The sequence below is a fragment of the Novosphingobium sp. genome (genome assembly GCF_965214355.1).
In the GTDB taxonomy this organism is placed as follows: Bacteria; Pseudomonadota; Alphaproteobacteria; order Sphingomonadales; family Sphingomonadaceae; genus Novosphingobium.
In genome coordinates this window covers 2,511,246-2,527,988 of sequence record NZ_CBDCBI010000002.1, presented here as the reverse complement: position 1 = coordinate 2,527,988, position 16,743 = coordinate 2,511,246, and the positions used below count along the sequence as shown (strand labels likewise).

The window sequence follows — 16,743 nt, the reverse complement described above, 5'->3', positions numbered from 1 at the left end:
TACCTAAACGAGGTGCAGGGACGTGATGGCGAGGTCGATTGTCTTGATCCCGATAAACGGCGCGATCAGACCGCCTGCGCCATAGATCGCCAGGTTGCGTGCCAGCAGCGCACCTGCGCCGGCCGGACGATACCGTACGCCCTTCAGCGCCAGCGGCACCAGCACCGGGATGATCAGCGCGTTGAAGATGATGGCAGACAGGATCGCGCTTTGCGGGCTGGCAAGGTGCATGACATTCAGCGCGCGCAGATGCGGATACAGCACGACAAACATGGCGGGAATGATCGCGAAATATTTGGCGACATCGTTCGCGACCGAAAACGTGGTCAGCGCGCCGCGCGTCATCAGCAGCTGTTTGCCAAGGCCCACGATTTCGATCAGCTTGGTCGGGTCGCTGTCGAGATCGACCATGTTGCCCGCCTCGCGCGCGGCCTGCGTGCCGGTGTTCATTGCGACGCCGACATCGGCCTGCGCCAGCGCGGGGGCGTCATTGGTGCCATCGCCGCACATGGCGACAAGCCGTCCGCCCTGCTGTTCCTTGCGGATCAGCGCCAATTTGTCTTCGGGCGTGGCCTCCGCCAGGAAATCGTCGACGCCCGCTTCGGCGGCGATCGCGGCGGCAGTCAGGGGATTGTCGCCGGTGATCATGACAGTGCGGATGCCCATGCGGCGCAATTCGCCGAACCGTTCGCGTACGCCGGCCTTGATCACGTCTTTCAGCGCGACCACACCAAGCAATTGCCCGTTTTGAGCCACCCCCAGCGGCGTCTGGCCGAGCCGCGCGATTTCGTCGGCATTGCGCTGCAGTTCGGTTTTGGCGGCCTCGCTTGCATCGGGATTGGCGCGGATGATCGAATCGATCGCGCCTTTCTGGATCAGCCGGTCGCTGGTCTGTACGCCCGACAGCCGCGTCTGTGCGGTAAACGGGATGACTGTCGTCCCCGCAGGCAGTTCCGCGACCAGTCCATGCCGTTCGCGCGCGAGCACGACCACACTGCGCCCCTCGGGTGTTTCGTCGGCCAGGCTCGCCCAAAGCGCGGCATCGGCCAGATCGGTGGGCGAAACGCCGCGCAACGGGCGGAATTCCGATGCGGCGCGGTCGCCCACGGTGATCGTGCCGGTCTTGTCGAGCAGCAGCACATCGATATCGCCCGCCGCCTCGACCGCGCGACCCGATTTGGCGAGCACGTTGAAGCGCACCAGCCGGTCCATCCCGGCAATGCCGATCGCCGACAGCAGCGCGGCGATCGTCGTGGGGATCAATGTGATCAGCAATGCCGCCAGCACCGCCACCGCGATCTGCCCCCCGGCATAGGCCGCAAACGCGGGGATCGACGCGACCGCAAACAGGAAGATGATCGTCAGCCCGACCAGCAGGATCGTCAGCGCGATTTCATTGGGCGTTTTCTGCCGCTGCGCGCCTTCGACCAGGGCGATCATGCGGTCGAGAAAGCCCTGGCCGGGCTCTTGGGTCACACGCACGCGAATGTGGTCCGAGATGACACGCGTGCCGGCAGTCACCGCGCTGCGATCGCCGCCCGCTTCGCGGATGACCGGCGCGGATTCGCCGGTGATCGCCGCTTCGTTGACCGAGGCGACACCTGCGATGACATCGCCGTCGGACGGGATCAGGTCGCCGGTTTCGACCAGCACGACATCGCCTTTGGCAAGGGTGCTGGCGGCAACCAGGTCGTAGGCATCGCTATCTGCGCCGCGCAGTTTCTTGCCCGACAGTTCGCTGCGCGTTGCGCGCAGGCTGGCGGCCTGGGCGCGGCCGCGCCCTTCGGCCAGCGCCTCGGCAAACGTGCCGAACAGCACGGTCAGCCACAGCCAGACGATCAATTGCAGCTGAAATCCGATCGGCAGGCCGGCCTGATCCCCGGTTAGATTTCCCAGCAGCAGCAGCACGGTCAGCAGCGTTGCGACAACAGCGGTGACGAACATCACCGGGTTGCGCACGAGATCGCGCGGATGCAGCTTGCGCAGGGCTTCGCCGATCGCAGGGATGACCAGCGCGCGCGAAAACATGGTGGTTTTTGAGGTCGACATGATGGGGATGCCTCAGAATGTCGTGCCGGCCAGCATTGCCATCTGTTCGGCAATGGGGCCAAGCGCGAGCGCGGGCAGGAAAGTCAGTCCGCCGACGATCAGGATGATCCCGATCAGCAGGCCGATCCACAGGGGGCCTGTGGTGGGCAGTGATCCGGGCGAGGGCGGCACGTGGCGTTTGCCCGCCAGCGATCCGGCGATGGCGAGCACCGGCACCATCATGAAGAAGCGGCCGATCCACATCGCCACCGCCAGCGTACCGTTGAAATACGGTGTGTTGGCGCTCAGCCCGGCAAAGGCCGAGCCGTTGTTGCCCGTGGCCGAAGTGTACGCATAGAGCAATTCCGAAAAGCCATGCGGACCCTTGTTGCCCAACCCGGCCAGGCCGCCCGACAGCACGCTCGACAGCGCGGTACCGCCCAGGATGCACAGCGGCAGCACGACGATCGCCAGCACTGCCAGCTTGACTTCGCGGCCCTCGATCTTCTTGCCGACATATTCGGGCGTGCGCCCGACCATCAGCCCGGCGATAAACACCGCCAGCAGTGCAAACAGCAGAAACCCGTAGATCCCCGAGCCGACCCCGCCGACGACGATTTCGCCCAGTTCGATATTGAACATCGGCACCAGCCCGCCCAGCGGCATGAAGCTGTCGTGCATCGCGTTGACTGCGCCGCAACTGGCCGCAGTGGTGATGGTGGCGAACAGCGCGCTGGCGGCGGCGCCAAAGCGCAATTCCTTGCCCTCCATGTTGGCGCCGCCAAGGTGGAGCAGCGGATTGCCGCCGGCTTCCTGCCAATAGACGACGCTGACGCCTGCCACGAACAGGATCATCATCGCGGTCAGGATCGCCCAGCCTTGCCGGGTATCTCCCACCGCCTTGCCAAAGCACCAGGTCAGCCCGACGCCGATCGCGAATATCGCCAGCATCTGCACCAGGTTGATGACCGCGCTGGGGTTTTCGAACGGGTGCGCCGAATTGACGTTGAAGAACCCGCCGCCGTTGGTGCCGAGCATCTTGATCGCTTCCTGGCTGGCGACAGGGCCGGTCACGAGCGTCTGGTGCGCGCCTTCGAGCGTGGTTACATCGATGCTGCTGACGAACGTCTGCGGCACGCCGCCGGCAACCATGACCAGCGCCAGGATGCAGGCGACCGGGATCAGCAGGTAGAGCGTGATGCGGGTGATATCGGCCCAGAAATTGCCGAGCGTCTGTGTCTGCGCGCGGGCAAAGCCGCGAAACACGGCGAATGCGACGGCAATGCCGGTCGCCGCAGACAGGAAATTGTGCGGCACCAGCGCGAACATCTGCGACAGGTTGGACAGCGTGGATTCGCCGGAATACGCCTGCCAGTTGGTGTTCGTCACAAAGCTGATCGCGGTGTTCATCGCCAGGTCGGCGCTCAACCCGGGCAACCCGCGTGGATTGAGCGGCAGCACCCCCTGCAGGCGCAGCACCGCATAGGTCAGCAACGCGGTCACGAACTGAAACATCAGCATGGCCAGCGCGTATTGGCGCCAAGTCTGCTCGCGCGCCGGGTCGATCCCCGACAGGCGATAAAACCCGCGCTCGACCGGACCAAGCACGCGCGTCAGCGGCGTATCGCGCCCTTCATACAGAGCGAACAGCCACAGCCCGACGGGCTTGGCCATGGCGATGCACAGCGCGACGAACGTCGCGATCAATGCCCAGCCGGATCCTGTCATGCCCGCAGACATTGCGAGGGTTTCCTTTCAAACATTTTTTGATTCCATCGGCATGGCTCAGAACTTTTCCGGACGCATCAGCACCGCGATCAGATAGCCGAGCAGAGCGAGCGCGCTGACGCCGGCAAGAACCAGCGACATCACGACGCGTCACACAAGCGCACGAAACCCAGTGTCAGCAGCGACAGGCCGCCAAGAATGGCCAGCCAGGCAAGATCGGTCACGGCGAGGGTCCCCTTCGATTGTCCGTTGTGGCCTCGCCCATGGTCCCGTCTGGCGTAAACGATCCACGGCGAAGCGCGGGGCGCGCATTAAGATCGCATAAAGTGCGCGCATTTTTGCACAGGGGCGGGCATGATGCCGGCGATGATAGTCAGGATTTTATCAGCAATCGGCCTGTGCGCCGCGACCCCGGTTCTGGCGCAAAAGCTCGACGATACACCGCGCACGGTGGTGATGACTGCGTTCGGGCCGGAGTACGCGGCGCTCGAGGGTGCAGTGACCGGGCCGCACGCGTATGCGATCAATGGCATGCCGTTCGTAACGGGCACGCTGGATGGCAAAGCGGTGATCCTGATGAAAAGCGGGGTCAGCGAAGTCAACGCGGCGATGACGACGCAACTGGTGCTCGACCGGTTTGCCGTGCGGCGGATCGTGTTTTCGGGGATCGCGGGCGGGGTCGATCCGGCGCTGACGATCGGCGATGTCGTCGTGCCCGAAGACTGGGGGCAATACCTGGAGGCGTCGTTTGCGCGAAAAACCGCGCAAGGCTGGCAGCCACCCGAAACCTTTGCCGGCGCGCCGCGCAACTGGCAGTTCGTTTTTCCGCGGGGCACGACTGTCGCCAGCGCCGACCACCGCGCCAGGCGGTTTTTCACGATGCCTGCCGATCCGGCGCTGGTTGCGCTCGCGCGCAAGGTCGCGGCCGGCATGGCGCTGTCGGCTTGTGTCGAGGCGGGCGGGCATCGGCAATGCCTGCCACGCGCGCCGCAGATTTCGGTGGGAGGTACCGGGGTTTCGGCGGGCGTTTATGCCGACAATGCCGAATTCCGCGAATATCTGTTCGGCGCATGGCATGCGCGCGTGCTGGATATGGAAAGCGCGGCGGTGATCCAGGTCGCCTATGCCAACACCGTGCCCGCGATCGTGTTTCGCAGCCTGTCCGATCTGGCGGGCGGCGATGCCGATGCCAACCGGATGGATACCTTCATGCAGCTGGCCTCGGTCAATTCGGCACATGTCGTGCGCGCGTTCCTGACCGCGCTGCCGGATTGAGGCATGCCAGGCTCGGCCGCTTGGCATTGACGCAGGGAACCGATGTATGACCGATCTTGACGTGTTTATCACCGGCCTGCCCAAGGCAGAGCTGCACCTGCATATCGAGGGCAGCCTGGAGCCCGAACTGATGTTCGCGCTGGCGCGGCGCAACGGCGTGGCGCTGGCCTATCCCGATGTCGAGGCGGTGCGCGCGGCGTATGCCTTTTCCAATCTGCAGGATTTTCTCGACATCTATTATGCCGGTGCAGCGGTGTTGTTGACCGCCCGGGATTTTCACGACCTGGCCATGGCCTATTTCGATCGCGCAGCGGCCGATGGCGTGGTCCATGCCGAAATCATGTTCGACCCGCAGACGCATACCGCGCGCGGCGTGCCGTTTTGCGCAGTCATCGAGGGCCTGGTGTCGGCGATGGCCGAGGCGAAGACGCGCCACGGCATGACGAGCGCGCTGATCATGTGTTTCCTTCGCCATCTGAGTGAGGCAGATGCGTTTGCAGTGCTGGAGGAAGCGGGGCCGTGGCTGCCGAAAATCACGGCGGTCGGGTTGGATTCGTCCGAACTGGGCCATCCGCCGCAGAAATTTGCACGGGTGTTTGCGGCGGCGCGCGAACACGGGTTGAAACTGGTTGCGCATGCCGGTGAGGAGGGCCCGCCGGAATACGTGATCGCGGCGCTCGATGTGCTGCATGTCGACCGGATCGATCATGGCAACCGGGCGCTGGAAGATGCCGGGCTGGTCGCGCGGCTGGTTGCGAGCGGCATGACCTTGACAGTATGTCCGTTGTCGAACCTCAAGCTGTGCGTGGTCGGCAATCTGATCGATCATCCGATCGACGCGATGTTGCGCGAAGGGCTGAAGGCGACGGTCAATTCGGACGATCCGGCGTATTTCGGCGGGTATGTTGCAGACAATTATCGCGCAGTGGCAAAGGCGCGCAGCCTGACGCGCGACGATCTGGCGCAACTGGCGCGCAACAGCTTTACGGGCTCGTTCTTGCCGTCCGCAGCCATCGCCGCCAATTGCGCGCGGCTGGATGCCTACCTTGGAAGTTGATCTCTAACCTCTCGTCACCGTGGTCCCGGCGTGCGAGAGAGTTGCGACTTGGGGAAGGTTTGCCCGATTACCGGCAGTGCTCCGCAATAACCTTCTGCATCGGTGCGATATCGTTGGCGCGGTCTTGCGCTGACAGATGCCCCGCTTTGTCGATGATCGCAAACAGCGACAGCGCCTGGCGCCAGTTGGGGCACGCCTGGGCATAACGCTGATGATTGCCCTGCTGGTTCCCGAGCCCCTCGGCGCCGACAGCATAATCGCGCAGCCGGCGTTCCTCATGGGGCCGGGCCAGCCAGATCGCCTTGCGTTCGTCCATCACAGTTGCCAGCAGCGCAAAGCCCTCTGGCAGAAATCCGTTGGCGATCAGGGCGTTGCCTTGCGCTTCCAGTGATATGTCCAGCCCGCGCCGGGCATCGTCGTCATCGGGATCGAACGCGACGGCCTTGCGCATTTCATCCACCGAGCGTGCAAGAATGGGCAGGGCCGCCTTGGGATCGCCGGCATCGGGTAGCGACGAACCCAGCGACCACAGGATATGCCCCAGCCGCCGGTGCGCAAACATATTGCCGGGATACAGCGCGACCGCGCGCTCGATCGGTACGACCGCAGCGCGATAGACCGGCAGCGAGGCTGCTTCGTGATGCGAATAATAAATCGCGTCGCCTTTGAGCTCCAGCGCTTTCGAGCGCAAGGTCAGCGTGCGCAGCCTGTCGTCTTCGGGCAGGATCTGTATCGCCTGATCGGATTCGCGGATCGCATCGGCGTAATGCCGGCGCCATTGATCGACCATCGACAGCAACACCAGGTAATCCCCGCGCAGCTCCGCCGGGGCGTGGCCATTGGCATCGATCAGCGCCTTGGCGGTGGCTAGGTCGTGCAGCGCCCTGGCCTCGGAGTCTTCGACCATTTCGGCCAGGTACGCCGATGCCAGCCACGCGCGCGCCGCCATCAACTGACCCTCTTTGCTCTGCAATGGGCGCAACACGGCAATCGCGGCATCGATATTGGCGCGCGCGGCGGCCGGCTGGCCCATGTTGGCAAACAGCGGGCCGCCCTCGACGTCGGCCAATCGCAACAGGCCCTGCGCCGCTTCGATCCGCACTTCCGGAACTTGCGAATTGCCCTGCGCCAGCCGGTCGAGATAATGCTGTGCGGTGGCCGCGACTTCGCGGCGAAGCCTGAGCGTATCGGGCCGCGCGGCAAGCTCGTCATACAGCGTGAACAGCAGATACCGCGCCGTGCCGCGCGCATCGTCGAACCTTGCGCTCGCCTCGGCATGTTCGCGTTGCACCTGCGTATAAGTGATCCCGGCATACCCGATCGTTGCCAGCAGCGCAGAGGCACCGATCAGGGCGCGCCAATTGCGCCGGACGAATTTGCCCGCGACATAGCGCCGCGTCCGCGCCACCGCCTTGACCGGAAAGCCGCGCTCTTGCCGGTCCAGATCGGCAAGCAATTCGGGCACGGTGGCATAGCGCCGCTGCTCGTCGTCGGCGCTTGCGCGGGCGGCGATCGCGGCCAGATCGCGGTCGCCTCCCTCATCCAGAATTGCGGCCAGCAGCCGGCCCAGTGCGAACACATCGTCGGGGATCGAAGGCGGCTCGCCCGCCAGGCGTGCGGGACTGGCAAAGCTGCTTGTCACCGCACCGGTCAGGCGAAACGCCTCGGCATCGTCGGTGATCAGCCGGGCGATGCCGAAATCGAGCAGCCGCACGCGGCCATCGCGATCCATCAGGATATTGCCCGGTTTCAGATCGCCATGCGCGATCAGCCGGCCATGCGCGTATTGCACCGCGGCCAGGACCTGCCTGAACGCAGTGATCCGCGCCGCCACTGGCAACGGCGCACAGGCCACATCGAACGGCTGACCATCGACAAATTCCATGACCAGGCAGGCCCGGCCATCGACCGTCGTGCCGCCATCGATCAGCCGGGCGATATTGGGATGTTCCAGCCCCGCCAGAATGCGGCGTTCGCTTTCGAACGCCTCGCCGGCGCGGACTTGCAGATGCGCCTGGATCAGCTTGATCGCGACCGTTTGCGTAAACAGTCCGTCATCGCGTTCGCCGCGCCAAACTTCGCCCATGCCGCCCCGGCCGATCGGGGCAACCAGGCGGAATGCGCCAAACCGTTCCGGCGGGGCGAGGTCGACCCGGTCATGGCTTCCCGGCAATTGTGTCGGCAGGCTGGGCGCCGACAGGTGCGACGACAGGATCTTTTCGATGCGCGCCACCACCAGCGGGTGTTCGCCGGCCAGAAGATCGGCACGCGCGGCCGGGTTGTCGGAATGCTCACTCAGCACATCGAGCAGCGCCAGCACGCGACGCTCGATTTCGGTGGGCGCGGGGTCAGCCAAGGTGGTTCCCGGAATGCCCGATCATGGCGTGCCAATATGATCGAGCAGCCACAGCCGTGCCGCCTGCCAGCGCCGCGCCAAGGTCCGTTCGGACACGCCGGTCACTTCGGCCGCCTCGGCCAGCGACAGCCCGAGCATGAACCGCAGCTCCACGATCTGCGCATGGTCGGGCGAATGCGTCGCCAGCGCCACCAGTGCGCGGTCGAGCGCCTCGATATCGACCAGATGATCGGCATCGGCGTCGGGAAACGCCGTCATCATCGTGATCGGCTGACGCTTCTGGGCCATCGTCTTGCGTGCTTCGCCGATCAGCACCTGGCGCATGGTGCGCGCGGCCAGTCCCAGCATATGCCCGGTTTGCGTCACGCCTTCGAGATTGGAGCGGATCAGGCGGATGGCGGCTTCGTTCGCCAGTTCGGTCGGCTGAAACACCCGGGCCATGGCATCGCGGGCAATGACCGCGCGCGCGATCTGGCGCATCTGGGTATAACACGCGGCCAGCAGATCGGCGGGGATAGGTTCCGAATCCAGCTCTGTAATCATGCCCGATCGGCCAATCCCCAGCGACGTGGCCCAGTGATAACGCTGCGCATCGATCATACAAGCGGGTATTTGGACGACGTGTTCTGTTTCGATACTGCACCCGTCAAATATCGATCACGCCCATGGCCACCGCAAGCGCGACCATTTCCGCGCGCGACTTTGCGTTCATCCGCCGCTTGGCCTTTTCGACGAATTCGTGCGCGGTGCTGGTGCTGACGCCCATGCGCGCGGCGATCTGCGCGTCGGGCAAGCCGATCGCCACGAGGCGCAGGCTGACGATCTCGCGCTCGGTCAGGCCCATTGGCGGCTGGGCAAAACCCTGGGCGGGCGCCAGCGCGCGGACATGGCCGGCCAGAAGAACCGCGATCACACAGATATAATCCATGTCCGCCTTTGCTATCGCGGGATTGTTGCCGGCGAGGCTGACCAGCCCCATGCGATTGCCCGATTGCGGGATCGGCACGACGAGGCCCTCGGTCCAGCCTTCCTTTGCCGCAAGGTCGAGCGCGCGCGTGCCGAACCGCGCCATCGCGCGATCGCGCCGCAAGTCGCTCCAGGTAAAGGGTTCCCGGCGGGTTTCGAGCGCCTTGATGATCGGATCGTGATGGATCAGGCCCGATTTGATATAGAAATCCTGCCAGCGATCGCTCCAGGCGATGATCGTGAAGACGCAGCGGTTGCGATCGCGCAAGTCGACCTCGCCGCACGAAAACGTGTCGAAGCCGAAGGGGGCGATCGCGGACCGGAACAGATCGGCGCAGGCGGCGGCGGCGGTCAGGCTGCGCAATTCGGTGTTGAACCGGACGATATCGCGCGTGCCGGTGTCGCGCGGTTTTTGCGGACTGCGGCGCAGGCGATAGGGCCGGACATGCGCCGGATGATCGAACGCGGGGCCATGACTGGTGATTTTCGGCGAGATGATGTCATGTTCGTCGGCAATGGCGGATCGATGGGACATTTTGACCTCCACGAACGCGCGGTCGGCATGGCGGCCTCGATGCGTTCATAAAGAGATGCGCAGTCCGCCGGAAAACCGGACACGCCTGCGCAAAGTTTTTATGGGAGGCGGAACGGTCCCGCATCACGCGCCTTACACCGAACTTGGGTTTGCCGGCCAAGCCTGCTAGGCGGCGCCCCATGTTGACAATTTCGAGCCTTACCGTGCGCCTTGGCGGGCGCGATATCATTTCCGATGCCAGCGCGATGATCCCGCCGCGCGGCAAAGTCGGGCTCGTCGGCCGCAATGGCGCGGGCAAATCGACGCTGGTCAAGACGCTGATCAAGGAAATCGAGCCCGACGGCGGCTCGATCGAGATGCCGCGCGGCTGCCGGCTGGGCTATATCGCGCAGGAAGCGCCCAATGGCGCGGCCACGCCGTTCGACACCGTACTCGCCGCCGATGTCGAGCGCACGCGGCTGATGCACCAGTCCGAAACCGAAACCGATGCACACAAGCTGGGCGACATCCACGATCGCCTGATCGCGATCGACGCCTACGCCGCGCCGGCACGCGCCGGGCGTATTTTGTCGGGGCTGGGGTTCGACGAGGTGGCGCAAGGCCAGCCGCTCGATTCGTTTTCGGGCGGGTGGAAAATGCGCGTGGCGCTGGCAGCGCTCTTGTTTTCCGAACCCGATGTGCTGCTGCTCGACGAACCGTCGAACCATCTCGACCTCGAAGCGACGCTGTGGCTGGAAAACTTTCTCAAGACGTATCCCGCGACCCTGCTGATCATCAGCCACGAGCGCGACCTGTTGAACACCGTGGTCGATCATATCCTGCATCTGCAGGGCGGCAAGCTGACGCTGTATCCCGGCGGATATGACGATTTCGAACGCCAGCGCGCCGAACGCGCCGCACAGGCCGCCTCGTTTGCCGCCGCGCAGGACGTGCAACGGGCCAAATTGCAGGATTATATCGCCCGCAACAGCGCGCGCGCATCGACCGCCAAGCAGGCGCAGGCGCGCGCGAAAATGCTCGCGCGGATGCAGCCGATCGCGGCGCTGAGCGAAGATCCGTCGCTCAGCTTCGACTTTCCCGATCCTGACGAGCTGCGCCCGCCGCTGATCACGCTCGATCTGGCCAGCGTGGGCTATGGCGACACGCCGATCCTGCGCCGGCTGAACCTGCGGATCGATCCCGATGACCGCATCGCGCTGCTGGGCCGCAACGGCAACGGCAAGACGACGCTGGCACGCCTGCTGGCCGCGCAATTGCCCGCGATGGAAGGGGCGATGAATTCCAGCGGCAAGATGAAGATCGGCTATTTCACGCAGTACCAGGTCGAGGAACTGGCGGGCGACGCCACACCACTGGTGCATATGCAGCGCGCGATGCCCAATTCCACACCGCAGGCTGTACGCGGGCAACTGGGCCGGTTCGGCTTTTCGGGCCACCGCGCGATGGCCGAAATCCGCACGCTGTCGGGTGGAGAACGCGCGCGGCTGGCGCTGGCGCTGGTGACGCGCGACGCGCCGCACCTGCTGATCCTGGACGAGCCGACCAACCATCTGGACGTCGATGCGCGCGAGGCGCTGGTCCAGGCGCTGAACACCTACAAGGGCGCGGTGATCCTGATCAGCCACGATCGGCATATGGTCGAACTGACCGCTGATCGGCTGGTGCTGGTCGATGAAGGCACGGCGAAGCCTTTCGACGGCGCGATGACCGAATACATCGACTTCGTGCTCGGTCGCAATCAGCCCAAGGGCGAGGGCTCCACCGCCGGAAAAGGCGGCGGCAACGGCAAGGCCGATCGCAAGGCGAGCGCAGCGCTGCGCGAACAGCACAAGGGCATGAAAAAGAAAGTGATCAACGCCGAAGTGCTAATCGCCAAGCTCCAGACCGAAATCAGCGCGATCGACAAGGCGATGTTCGAACCCGCCAAGGCTACAGGCGAATACGCCAAACTGGCGATGGGCGAACTGTCGCGCCGCCGGGGCGAGGCGTCGGCGAAGCTGGAGACGGTCGAGGCGGAATGGATGGGGCTGAGCGAGGCGTATGATGCGGCGATTGCGGCGGGCTGAACCTATACCAGGTGCATCGATCCGAACCTCTTGAGCCCCTCCCCTTCAGGGGAGGGGTTGGGGTGGGGCCTTACCGCTGGGTCTGACCAAGCCGAGAAGCCCCACCCCCGACCCCTCCCCTGAAGGGGAGGGGGAAGAGTCGCGATCATCGCATCTTGGTATTAGCCGAATATCGCTTGCATACACACTGCCAGTTGGCTGGAAATGATCGACCTCGACTGTCTGCTTCTGATTTAACACGACGAAATCCGCACTGCTTCATTCGCGGTCGCTAGCTGTTAAAACCGCGAAATAGCTCGTCAGTATCAGAACCGGGATAAAATTGCCGCACCAAGCCGTGTTTGCAGACGATCCAACCGCTTCAACTCAGGGATTGAAAATGCCGACCGGTCCGTTATAACGCTTGTATGAACGCGAGCGTCAAAATCACCAGGATCGGAAATTCCGCAGGCGTAGTCTTGCCGAAGGAACTGCTCGCCAAATTGCGGGCAGGGGTGGGCGACACGCTGTATGTGACCGAAACGCCTGACGGCATCCGGATCACTGCGGCCAATCCCGATTTTGCGGCCAAGATGGATCTTGCCGAGCAGATTATGCGCGAAGACCGGGATATTCTGCGCGTTCTGGCCAAGTAATGTGTCCGAGATTGCTGAACCCGTCTGGATAGACGTCGCGGTTGCCCATGCGATTCACGATCGCCAGCTTGCCGAACATGGCGGACCGGTTGGCGTGCGCGATCCCGCAGCGCTGGCATCCGCCCTGGATCGTGCGCGCAATCGTTGGGCCTATGGCGAAACCGACCTGTGCGCACTGGCGGCGGCTTACGCGTTCGGCGTGGCGCGCAATCATCCTTTTGCCGATGGCAACAAGCGCAGCGCCTGGGTTCTGGCGCGTTTGTTCCTGCGGCTGAATGCGGTGACCATCGCGTTTACGCCTGAAGATGCTATCCACATGGTGCTGCAATTGGCGGCTGGCGACCTTTCCGAAGATGCGCTGACGGAATGGTTTCAGTCCCGGCGGGAGTGACTGCGAAAAGCGCAAATCCCTCCTGAAATCGTCGCCCCGGACCTGATCCGGGGTCAGGCTTTCTTCGGCGCGAGGAATAAGAAGCCTAACCCCGGATCAAGTCCGGGGCGACGTTTGGGGTAAGGACGGTGTGCACAAAAGCGCTACCATCCCCAGCCTTGGCCGGGGATGGCGTCACAGTCAGCCCAGCACGTCTTCGACCGGCGTATAGTCATACCCCAGTTCGGTCGCGACGGCTTCGTACGTCAGCTTGCCGTCGTGGACATTCAGGCCGGCGGCGAGATTGGGATCAGCCTTGAGCGCTGCTTTCCAGCCCATGTTGGCAATGCGCAAGGCATGGGGCAGGGTCACGTTGTTCAGCGCATAGGTGCTGGTGCGCGCGACGCCGCCCGGCATGTTGGCGACGCAGTAATGCACGACGCCGTCCACCACATACGTCGGTTCGGCATGGGTCGTGGCGTGGCTGGTTTCGAAACAGCCACCCTGGTCGATCGCGACATCGACCAGCACTGCACCCGGGCGCATCGTCGACAGCATGTCGCGCGTCACCAGCTTGGGCGCGGCGGCGCCGGGGATCAGCACGGCGCCGATCACCAGATCGGCATCCGCGACCAGTTCGGCGAGCACCGCCTTGCCCGAATAGATCGTGCGTGCACGGCCGGCAAAATGGTTGTCGAGCTTTTCCAGCGTTTCGGGATCGCGATCGAGGATCGTGACATCGGCGCCCAGACCGACGGCCATCTGCGCCGCGTTGAACCCGACCACACCGCCGCCGATCACCACGACTTTGCCCGGCGCCACACCGGGTACGCCGCCCAGCAGCACGCCGCGCCCGCCATGCGCTTTTTCAAGCGCGGTCGCGCCGGCCTGGATCGCCATGCGCCCGGCAACCTGGCTCATCGGCTTGAGCAAGGGCAGGCTGCGGCCCGGGCCGGTCACGGTTTCGTACGCAATGGCGGTGACGCCCGATTTGATCAGGTCGGCGGTCTGTTCGGGATCGGGCGCGAGGTGGAGGTAGGTATACAGCACCTGGCCGCGGCGCAGCTGCGCGCGTTCGCCGGGCTGGGGCTCCTTGACCTTCACGACCATTTCGCATTCGGCAAAGATCACGGCGGCGTCGGGTTTGATCACCGCGCCGGCGGCTTCATAGGCCGCATCGCTGGCGCCGATGCCGAGCCCTGCGCCGGTCTGCACCCAGACATCGTGACCATGCGCGACCAGTTCGCGCGCCGATTCCGGGGTAAGGCCGACGCGGTATTCGTGGTTCTTGATTTCGGTAACGGTGCCGATGCGCATGGGAGTGTTCCTTCGAACGGAGCTGATGCGATCAGGATAATCCTTCGCCTGCGAAAAATATCACCCCATTTCACCCTTGTAGCGGCCCTGCGCGCGATGGTATTCGGCAAATTGCCAGAAATATGGGAAATACTTGCATGGATCGTACCGATCGCAACTTGCTTGAGGCGCTGCAGACCGACTCGGCGCGTTCGATTGCCGATCTGGCCGAGCAGGTGTCGCTGTCGCCCTCGGCCTGCCATCGCCGGATCAAGGCCCTGGAAGAGCAGGGCCTGATTGCGGGCTACGCCGCGCGCGTGGATCCGCGCCGTCTGGGCCTTGCGGTCGAAGTCTTCGTCGAGATTACGCTGACCAGCCAGAGCCGTGAGGCGATGGATCGGTTCGAACGCGCGGTCGGCGATTTCGACGATATTCTGGAATGCCATCTGATGAGCGGGAATGCCGACTACATCCTGCGCGTAGCGGCGGCGGATCTGGCCGATTACGACATGATCCACCGCGAATGCCTGGCGCGCCTGCCGGGGGTGTCGGCGATGCGGTCATCGTTTTCGATCCGCCGGATCAAGCGGATGGAGGGATACCCGGTCAGCCGGTTGCGGTGATTTCGGGTGGCAAGCCTTCGACCTCGGTAAAGATGCGCTCGGGCGCGGCGTGCATGTCGCCGGTTTCGATCTGTGCGCGCAACCGTTCGCGGTCGCGCGCGCGATAGGCCACTTCAGCACGGCGAATTGCTTCCTGGCTCAGGCCTGCGCCATCGAACGCCGCGCGGGCCATCGCGATCGCGGATTCGATCGTTTCGCGAATGACCAGCGCCGCGCCGGTCGGTTCGAGCTTGATCATGCCGAACCGGTCGAACACCCGGACATGGACGGCTGCCTGGGGAAACGCCTGGCCAACCGCTTCGATCAGCTCGGCGTCGATCTGATCGCCATCGAGGCAGAACATGATCATTTCCGCGCTGTCGGCGCCAGCCTGGCGCAACACGTCAAGCCGGGTGCCATCGCCGAAATAGACCCTGGAGCCGAATGTCGCGGCGGTGTCGATCATTCCGACATTGCGGTCGATCAGCGTGACCCCGATCCCGCCCGCCAGCAGCATCTGCGCGACGGTCTGACCAAATCGCCCGTAGCCGACGATCACTGCATTGGCGCAATCGCCTTCGGCGCGGGATTTGCCGATGCCTTCGGGCCCTTCGCGCACTTCGTCCTTGGCTGCCGGTTCTGCGCGGAATTTGCGCGTCGCCGACATCAGGAAAGGTGTGGTTGCCATCGACAGCGTGACGACCGCGCCGAACAGGCTGGCGGCCTGCGGCGCGATCAACTGCGCGCGGGTCGCCTGGGTAAACAGCACAAAGGCGAATTCGCCGCCCTGGCTGAGCAGCAGACCCAGCGCCAGCGCGCCGCGCCAGTTCATCCTGAACAACAGCGCCAGCCCGAAAATCACCGCTGCCTTGGTCGTGATCAGCAGCAGCGTTATCGCCAGCACAAACAGCGGCTCCTGCACGATCGCCGACAAATCGAGCATCATCCCGACCGACAGGAAAAACAGGCCGAGCAGGATCGAACGGAACGGCTCGACAGCGGCCTCCAGCTCGTGCCGATAGGGCGTGCCCGCCAGCATCACGCCGGCGATGAATGCACCCAGCGCACTCGACAGCCCCAGCATCTGCATCAGCGCGGCGGCAGCAAGCACGGTGAACAGCGCGGCGACCACGAACATCTCGCGCTCGCCCAGATTGCCGATCACGCGGAACAGCGGTCGCAGCAGATACCGCCCTGCCACCACCAGCGCGACGATCGCGCCTGCTGTTTCGGCCACCATCAGCCACCCCGGCGGCCCACCGGCATCGGCGGGATTGCGGCTGAGCGCGGCGACGATCGTGATCAGCGGGATGATCGACAGGTCCTGAAGCAGCAGGACCGCAAATGCGCGTTCGCCAAACCGCGTCTTCATGCGGCCCGATGACTGAAGCATCGGCAGCACCTGCGCCGTCGACGACAGCGCCAGCGGCAGGCCCAGCGCAAGCGCGGCCGCACCGGAAAAACCCGTGGCGAAATGCAGCGCGGCGGCCAGCACCAGCCCGCATGCCGTTACCTGCAAACTGCCCAGCACAAAAATATCACGCCGCATTTTCCAGAGCCGTGCCGGCTCCAGCTCGAGCCCCACCAGAAACAGCAGCAGCGTTATGCCGAGTTCGGCAATGCCCATCTTCTGTTCGGCATCACCCACCAGATGCAGGCACTGCGGCCCGACAACGACGCCGGCGAGCAGATAGCCGAGCGTCGCGCCAAGCCCGACCCGGCGGAACAGCAGCACGAAGGCGAGCGCAAAGCCGAGCAGCAGAAAACCATCGTGCAACAGGGGAGGGGTATCGCTGGCGTGCAGGGTATGGCTCCGGCAAATAGTGTGT

Annotated in this window: 14 protein-coding genes; 6 read left to right on the top strand and 8 right to left on the bottom strand. The window is 64.3% G+C overall.

What is annotated here, in order from left to right; translation table 11 throughout:
• Positions 1-3: 3 nt before the first annotated feature.
• From kdpB to kdpF, 3 genes are read right to left on the bottom strand one after another with little or no spacing between them, the layout of a single operon-like run.
• A complete protein-coding gene (gene kdpB / locus ACOOE2_RS11850; protein ID WP_420383204.1) occupies positions 4-2,049 on the bottom strand; it encodes a potassium-transporting ATPase subunit KdpB in 2,046 nt (681 codons plus the stop codon).
• A 12-nt stretch (positions 2,050-2,061) separates the two neighbouring features.
• Positions 2,062-3,756 (bottom strand): potassium-transporting ATPase subunit KdpA, encoded by a 1,695-nt coding sequence (gene kdpA, locus ACOOE2_RS11845; protein WP_420384605.1) that lies wholly within the window; start codon positions 3,754-3,756, stop codon positions 2,062-2,064.
• A gap of 57 nt (positions 3,757-3,813) precedes the next feature.
• Complete coding sequence (kdpF, locus tag ACOOE2_RS11840; RefSeq protein WP_420384604.1) at positions 3,814-3,897, bottom strand: K(+)-transporting ATPase subunit F; 84 nt, start codon at positions 3,895-3,897, stop codon at positions 3,814-3,816.
• Between the two features lie 228 nt (positions 3,898-4,125).
• Here kdpF and ACOOE2_RS11835 point away from each other — a divergent pair, with 228 nt between their 5' ends.
• Positions 4,126-5,031 (top strand): 5'-methylthioadenosine/S-adenosylhomocysteine nucleosidase, encoded by a 906-nt coding sequence (locus ACOOE2_RS11835; RefSeq protein WP_420384603.1) that lies wholly within the window; start codon positions 4,126-4,128, stop codon positions 5,029-5,031.
• Between the two features lie 46 nt (positions 5,032-5,077).
• Positions 5,078-6,088, top strand: a complete 1,011-nt coding sequence (locus ACOOE2_RS11830; RefSeq protein WP_420383203.1) for an adenosine deaminase — start codon at positions 5,078-5,080, stop codon at positions 6,086-6,088.
• Between the two features lie 67 nt (positions 6,089-6,155).
• Here the strand turns inward: ACOOE2_RS11830 and ACOOE2_RS11825 are convergent, their stop codons facing one another.
• From ACOOE2_RS11825 to ACOOE2_RS11815, 3 genes are read right to left on the bottom strand one after another with little or no spacing between them, the layout of a single operon-like run.
• Positions 6,156-8,444 (bottom strand): protein kinase domain-containing protein, encoded by a 2,289-nt coding sequence (locus ACOOE2_RS11825; RefSeq protein WP_420383202.1) that lies wholly within the window; start codon positions 8,442-8,444, stop codon positions 6,156-6,158.
• A 21-nt stretch (positions 8,445-8,465) separates the two neighbouring features.
• Positions 8,466-9,044, bottom strand: coding sequence for an ECF-type sigma factor (locus ACOOE2_RS11820; RefSeq protein ID WP_420383201.1), 579 nt, complete (start codon positions 9,042-9,044; stop codon positions 8,466-8,468).
• A 46-nt stretch (positions 9,045-9,090) separates the two neighbouring features.
• Positions 9,091-9,945 carry a LuxR family transcriptional regulator gene (locus tag ACOOE2_RS11815; RefSeq protein ID WP_420383200.1) on the bottom strand — a complete coding sequence of 285 codons (855 nt, stop codon included), beginning with the start codon at positions 9,943-9,945 and terminating at the stop codon, positions 9,091-9,093.
• A gap of 179 nt (positions 9,946-10,124) precedes the next feature.
• Here ACOOE2_RS11815 and ACOOE2_RS11810 point away from each other — a divergent pair, with 179 nt between their 5' ends.
• The 3 genes from ACOOE2_RS11810 to ACOOE2_RS11800 all read left to right on the top strand — a co-directional run bounded on the left by ACOOE2_RS11810 (position 10,125) and on the right by ACOOE2_RS11800 (position 13,037).
• Positions 10,125-12,011 carry an ABC-F family ATP-binding cassette domain-containing protein gene (locus ACOOE2_RS11810; RefSeq protein WP_420383199.1) on the top strand — a complete coding sequence of 629 codons (1,887 nt, stop codon included), beginning with the start codon at positions 10,125-10,127 and terminating at the stop codon, positions 12,009-12,011.
• Between the two features lie 407 nt (positions 12,012-12,418).
• On the top strand, positions 12,419-12,646 hold the full coding sequence (locus ACOOE2_RS11805) for an AbrB/MazE/SpoVT family DNA-binding domain-containing protein (protein ID WP_420383198.1): 228 nt from the start codon (positions 12,419-12,421) through the stop codon (positions 12,644-12,646).
• Position 12,647: 1 nt separating this feature from the next.
• Positions 12,648-13,037: a type II toxin-antitoxin system death-on-curing family toxin gene (locus ACOOE2_RS11800; protein ID WP_420383197.1), complete on the top strand. Its 390-nt coding sequence runs from the start codon at positions 12,648-12,650 to the stop codon at positions 13,035-13,037.
• Positions 13,038-13,217: 180 nt separating this feature from the next.
• On the opposite strand, the gene ald is transcribed toward ACOOE2_RS11800, so the two are convergent.
• Positions 13,218-14,333 carry an alanine dehydrogenase gene (ald, locus tag ACOOE2_RS11795; protein WP_420383196.1) on the bottom strand — a complete coding sequence of 372 codons (1,116 nt, stop codon included), beginning with the start codon at positions 14,331-14,333 and terminating at the stop codon, positions 13,218-13,220.
• A gap of 137 nt (positions 14,334-14,470) precedes the next feature.
• Here ald and ACOOE2_RS11790 point away from each other — a divergent pair, with 137 nt between their 5' ends.
• Positions 14,471-14,935, top strand: a complete 465-nt coding sequence (locus tag ACOOE2_RS11790) for an Lrp/AsnC family transcriptional regulator (protein WP_420383195.1) — start codon at positions 14,471-14,473, stop codon at positions 14,933-14,935.
• Here the strand turns inward: ACOOE2_RS11790 and ACOOE2_RS11785 are convergent.
• Positions 14,919-16,694 carry a cation:proton antiporter gene (locus ACOOE2_RS11785; RefSeq protein WP_420384602.1) on the bottom strand — a complete coding sequence of 592 codons (1,776 nt, stop codon included), beginning with the start codon at positions 16,692-16,694 and terminating at the stop codon, positions 14,919-14,921. The genes ACOOE2_RS11790 and ACOOE2_RS11785 overlap by 17 nt on opposite strands.
• Positions 16,695-16,743 lie beyond the last annotated feature (49 nt).

Bases quoted from the DNA above. Each gene is read 5' to 3' on its own strand.
- kdpB (WP_420383204.1), bottom strand. From the start codon at position 2,049: ATGTCGACCTCAAAAACCACCATGTTTTCGCGCGCGCTGGTCATCCCT.
- kdpA (WP_420384605.1), bottom strand. From the start codon at position 3,756: ATGACAGGATCCGGCTGGGCATTGATCGCGACGTTCGTCGCGCTGTGC.
- kdpF (WP_420384604.1), bottom strand. From the start codon at position 3,897: ATGTCGCTGGTTCTTGCCGGCGTCAGCGCGCTCGCTCTGCTCGGCTAT.
- ACOOE2_RS11830 (WP_420383203.1), top strand. From the start codon at position 5,078: ATGACCGATCTTGACGTGTTTATCACCGGCCTGCCCAAGGCAGAGCTG.
- ACOOE2_RS11820 (WP_420383201.1), bottom strand. From the start codon at position 9,044: ATGATCGATGCGCAGCGTTATCACTGGGCCACGTCGCTGGGGATTGGC.
- ACOOE2_RS11815 (WP_420383200.1), bottom strand. From the start codon at position 9,945: ATGTCCCATCGATCCGCCATTGCCGACGAACATGACATCATCTCGCCG.
- ACOOE2_RS11810 (WP_420383199.1), top strand. From the start codon at position 10,125: ATGTTGACAATTTCGAGCCTTACCGTGCGCCTTGGCGGGCGCGATATC.
- ACOOE2_RS11805 (WP_420383198.1), top strand. From the start codon at position 12,419: ATGAACGCGAGCGTCAAAATCACCAGGATCGGAAATTCCGCAGGCGTA.
- ald (WP_420383196.1), bottom strand. From the start codon at position 14,333: ATGCGCATCGGCACCGTTACCGAAATCAAGAACCACGAATACCGCGTC.
- ACOOE2_RS11790 (WP_420383195.1), top strand. From the start codon at position 14,471: ATGGATCGTACCGATCGCAACTTGCTTGAGGCGCTGCAGACCGACTCG.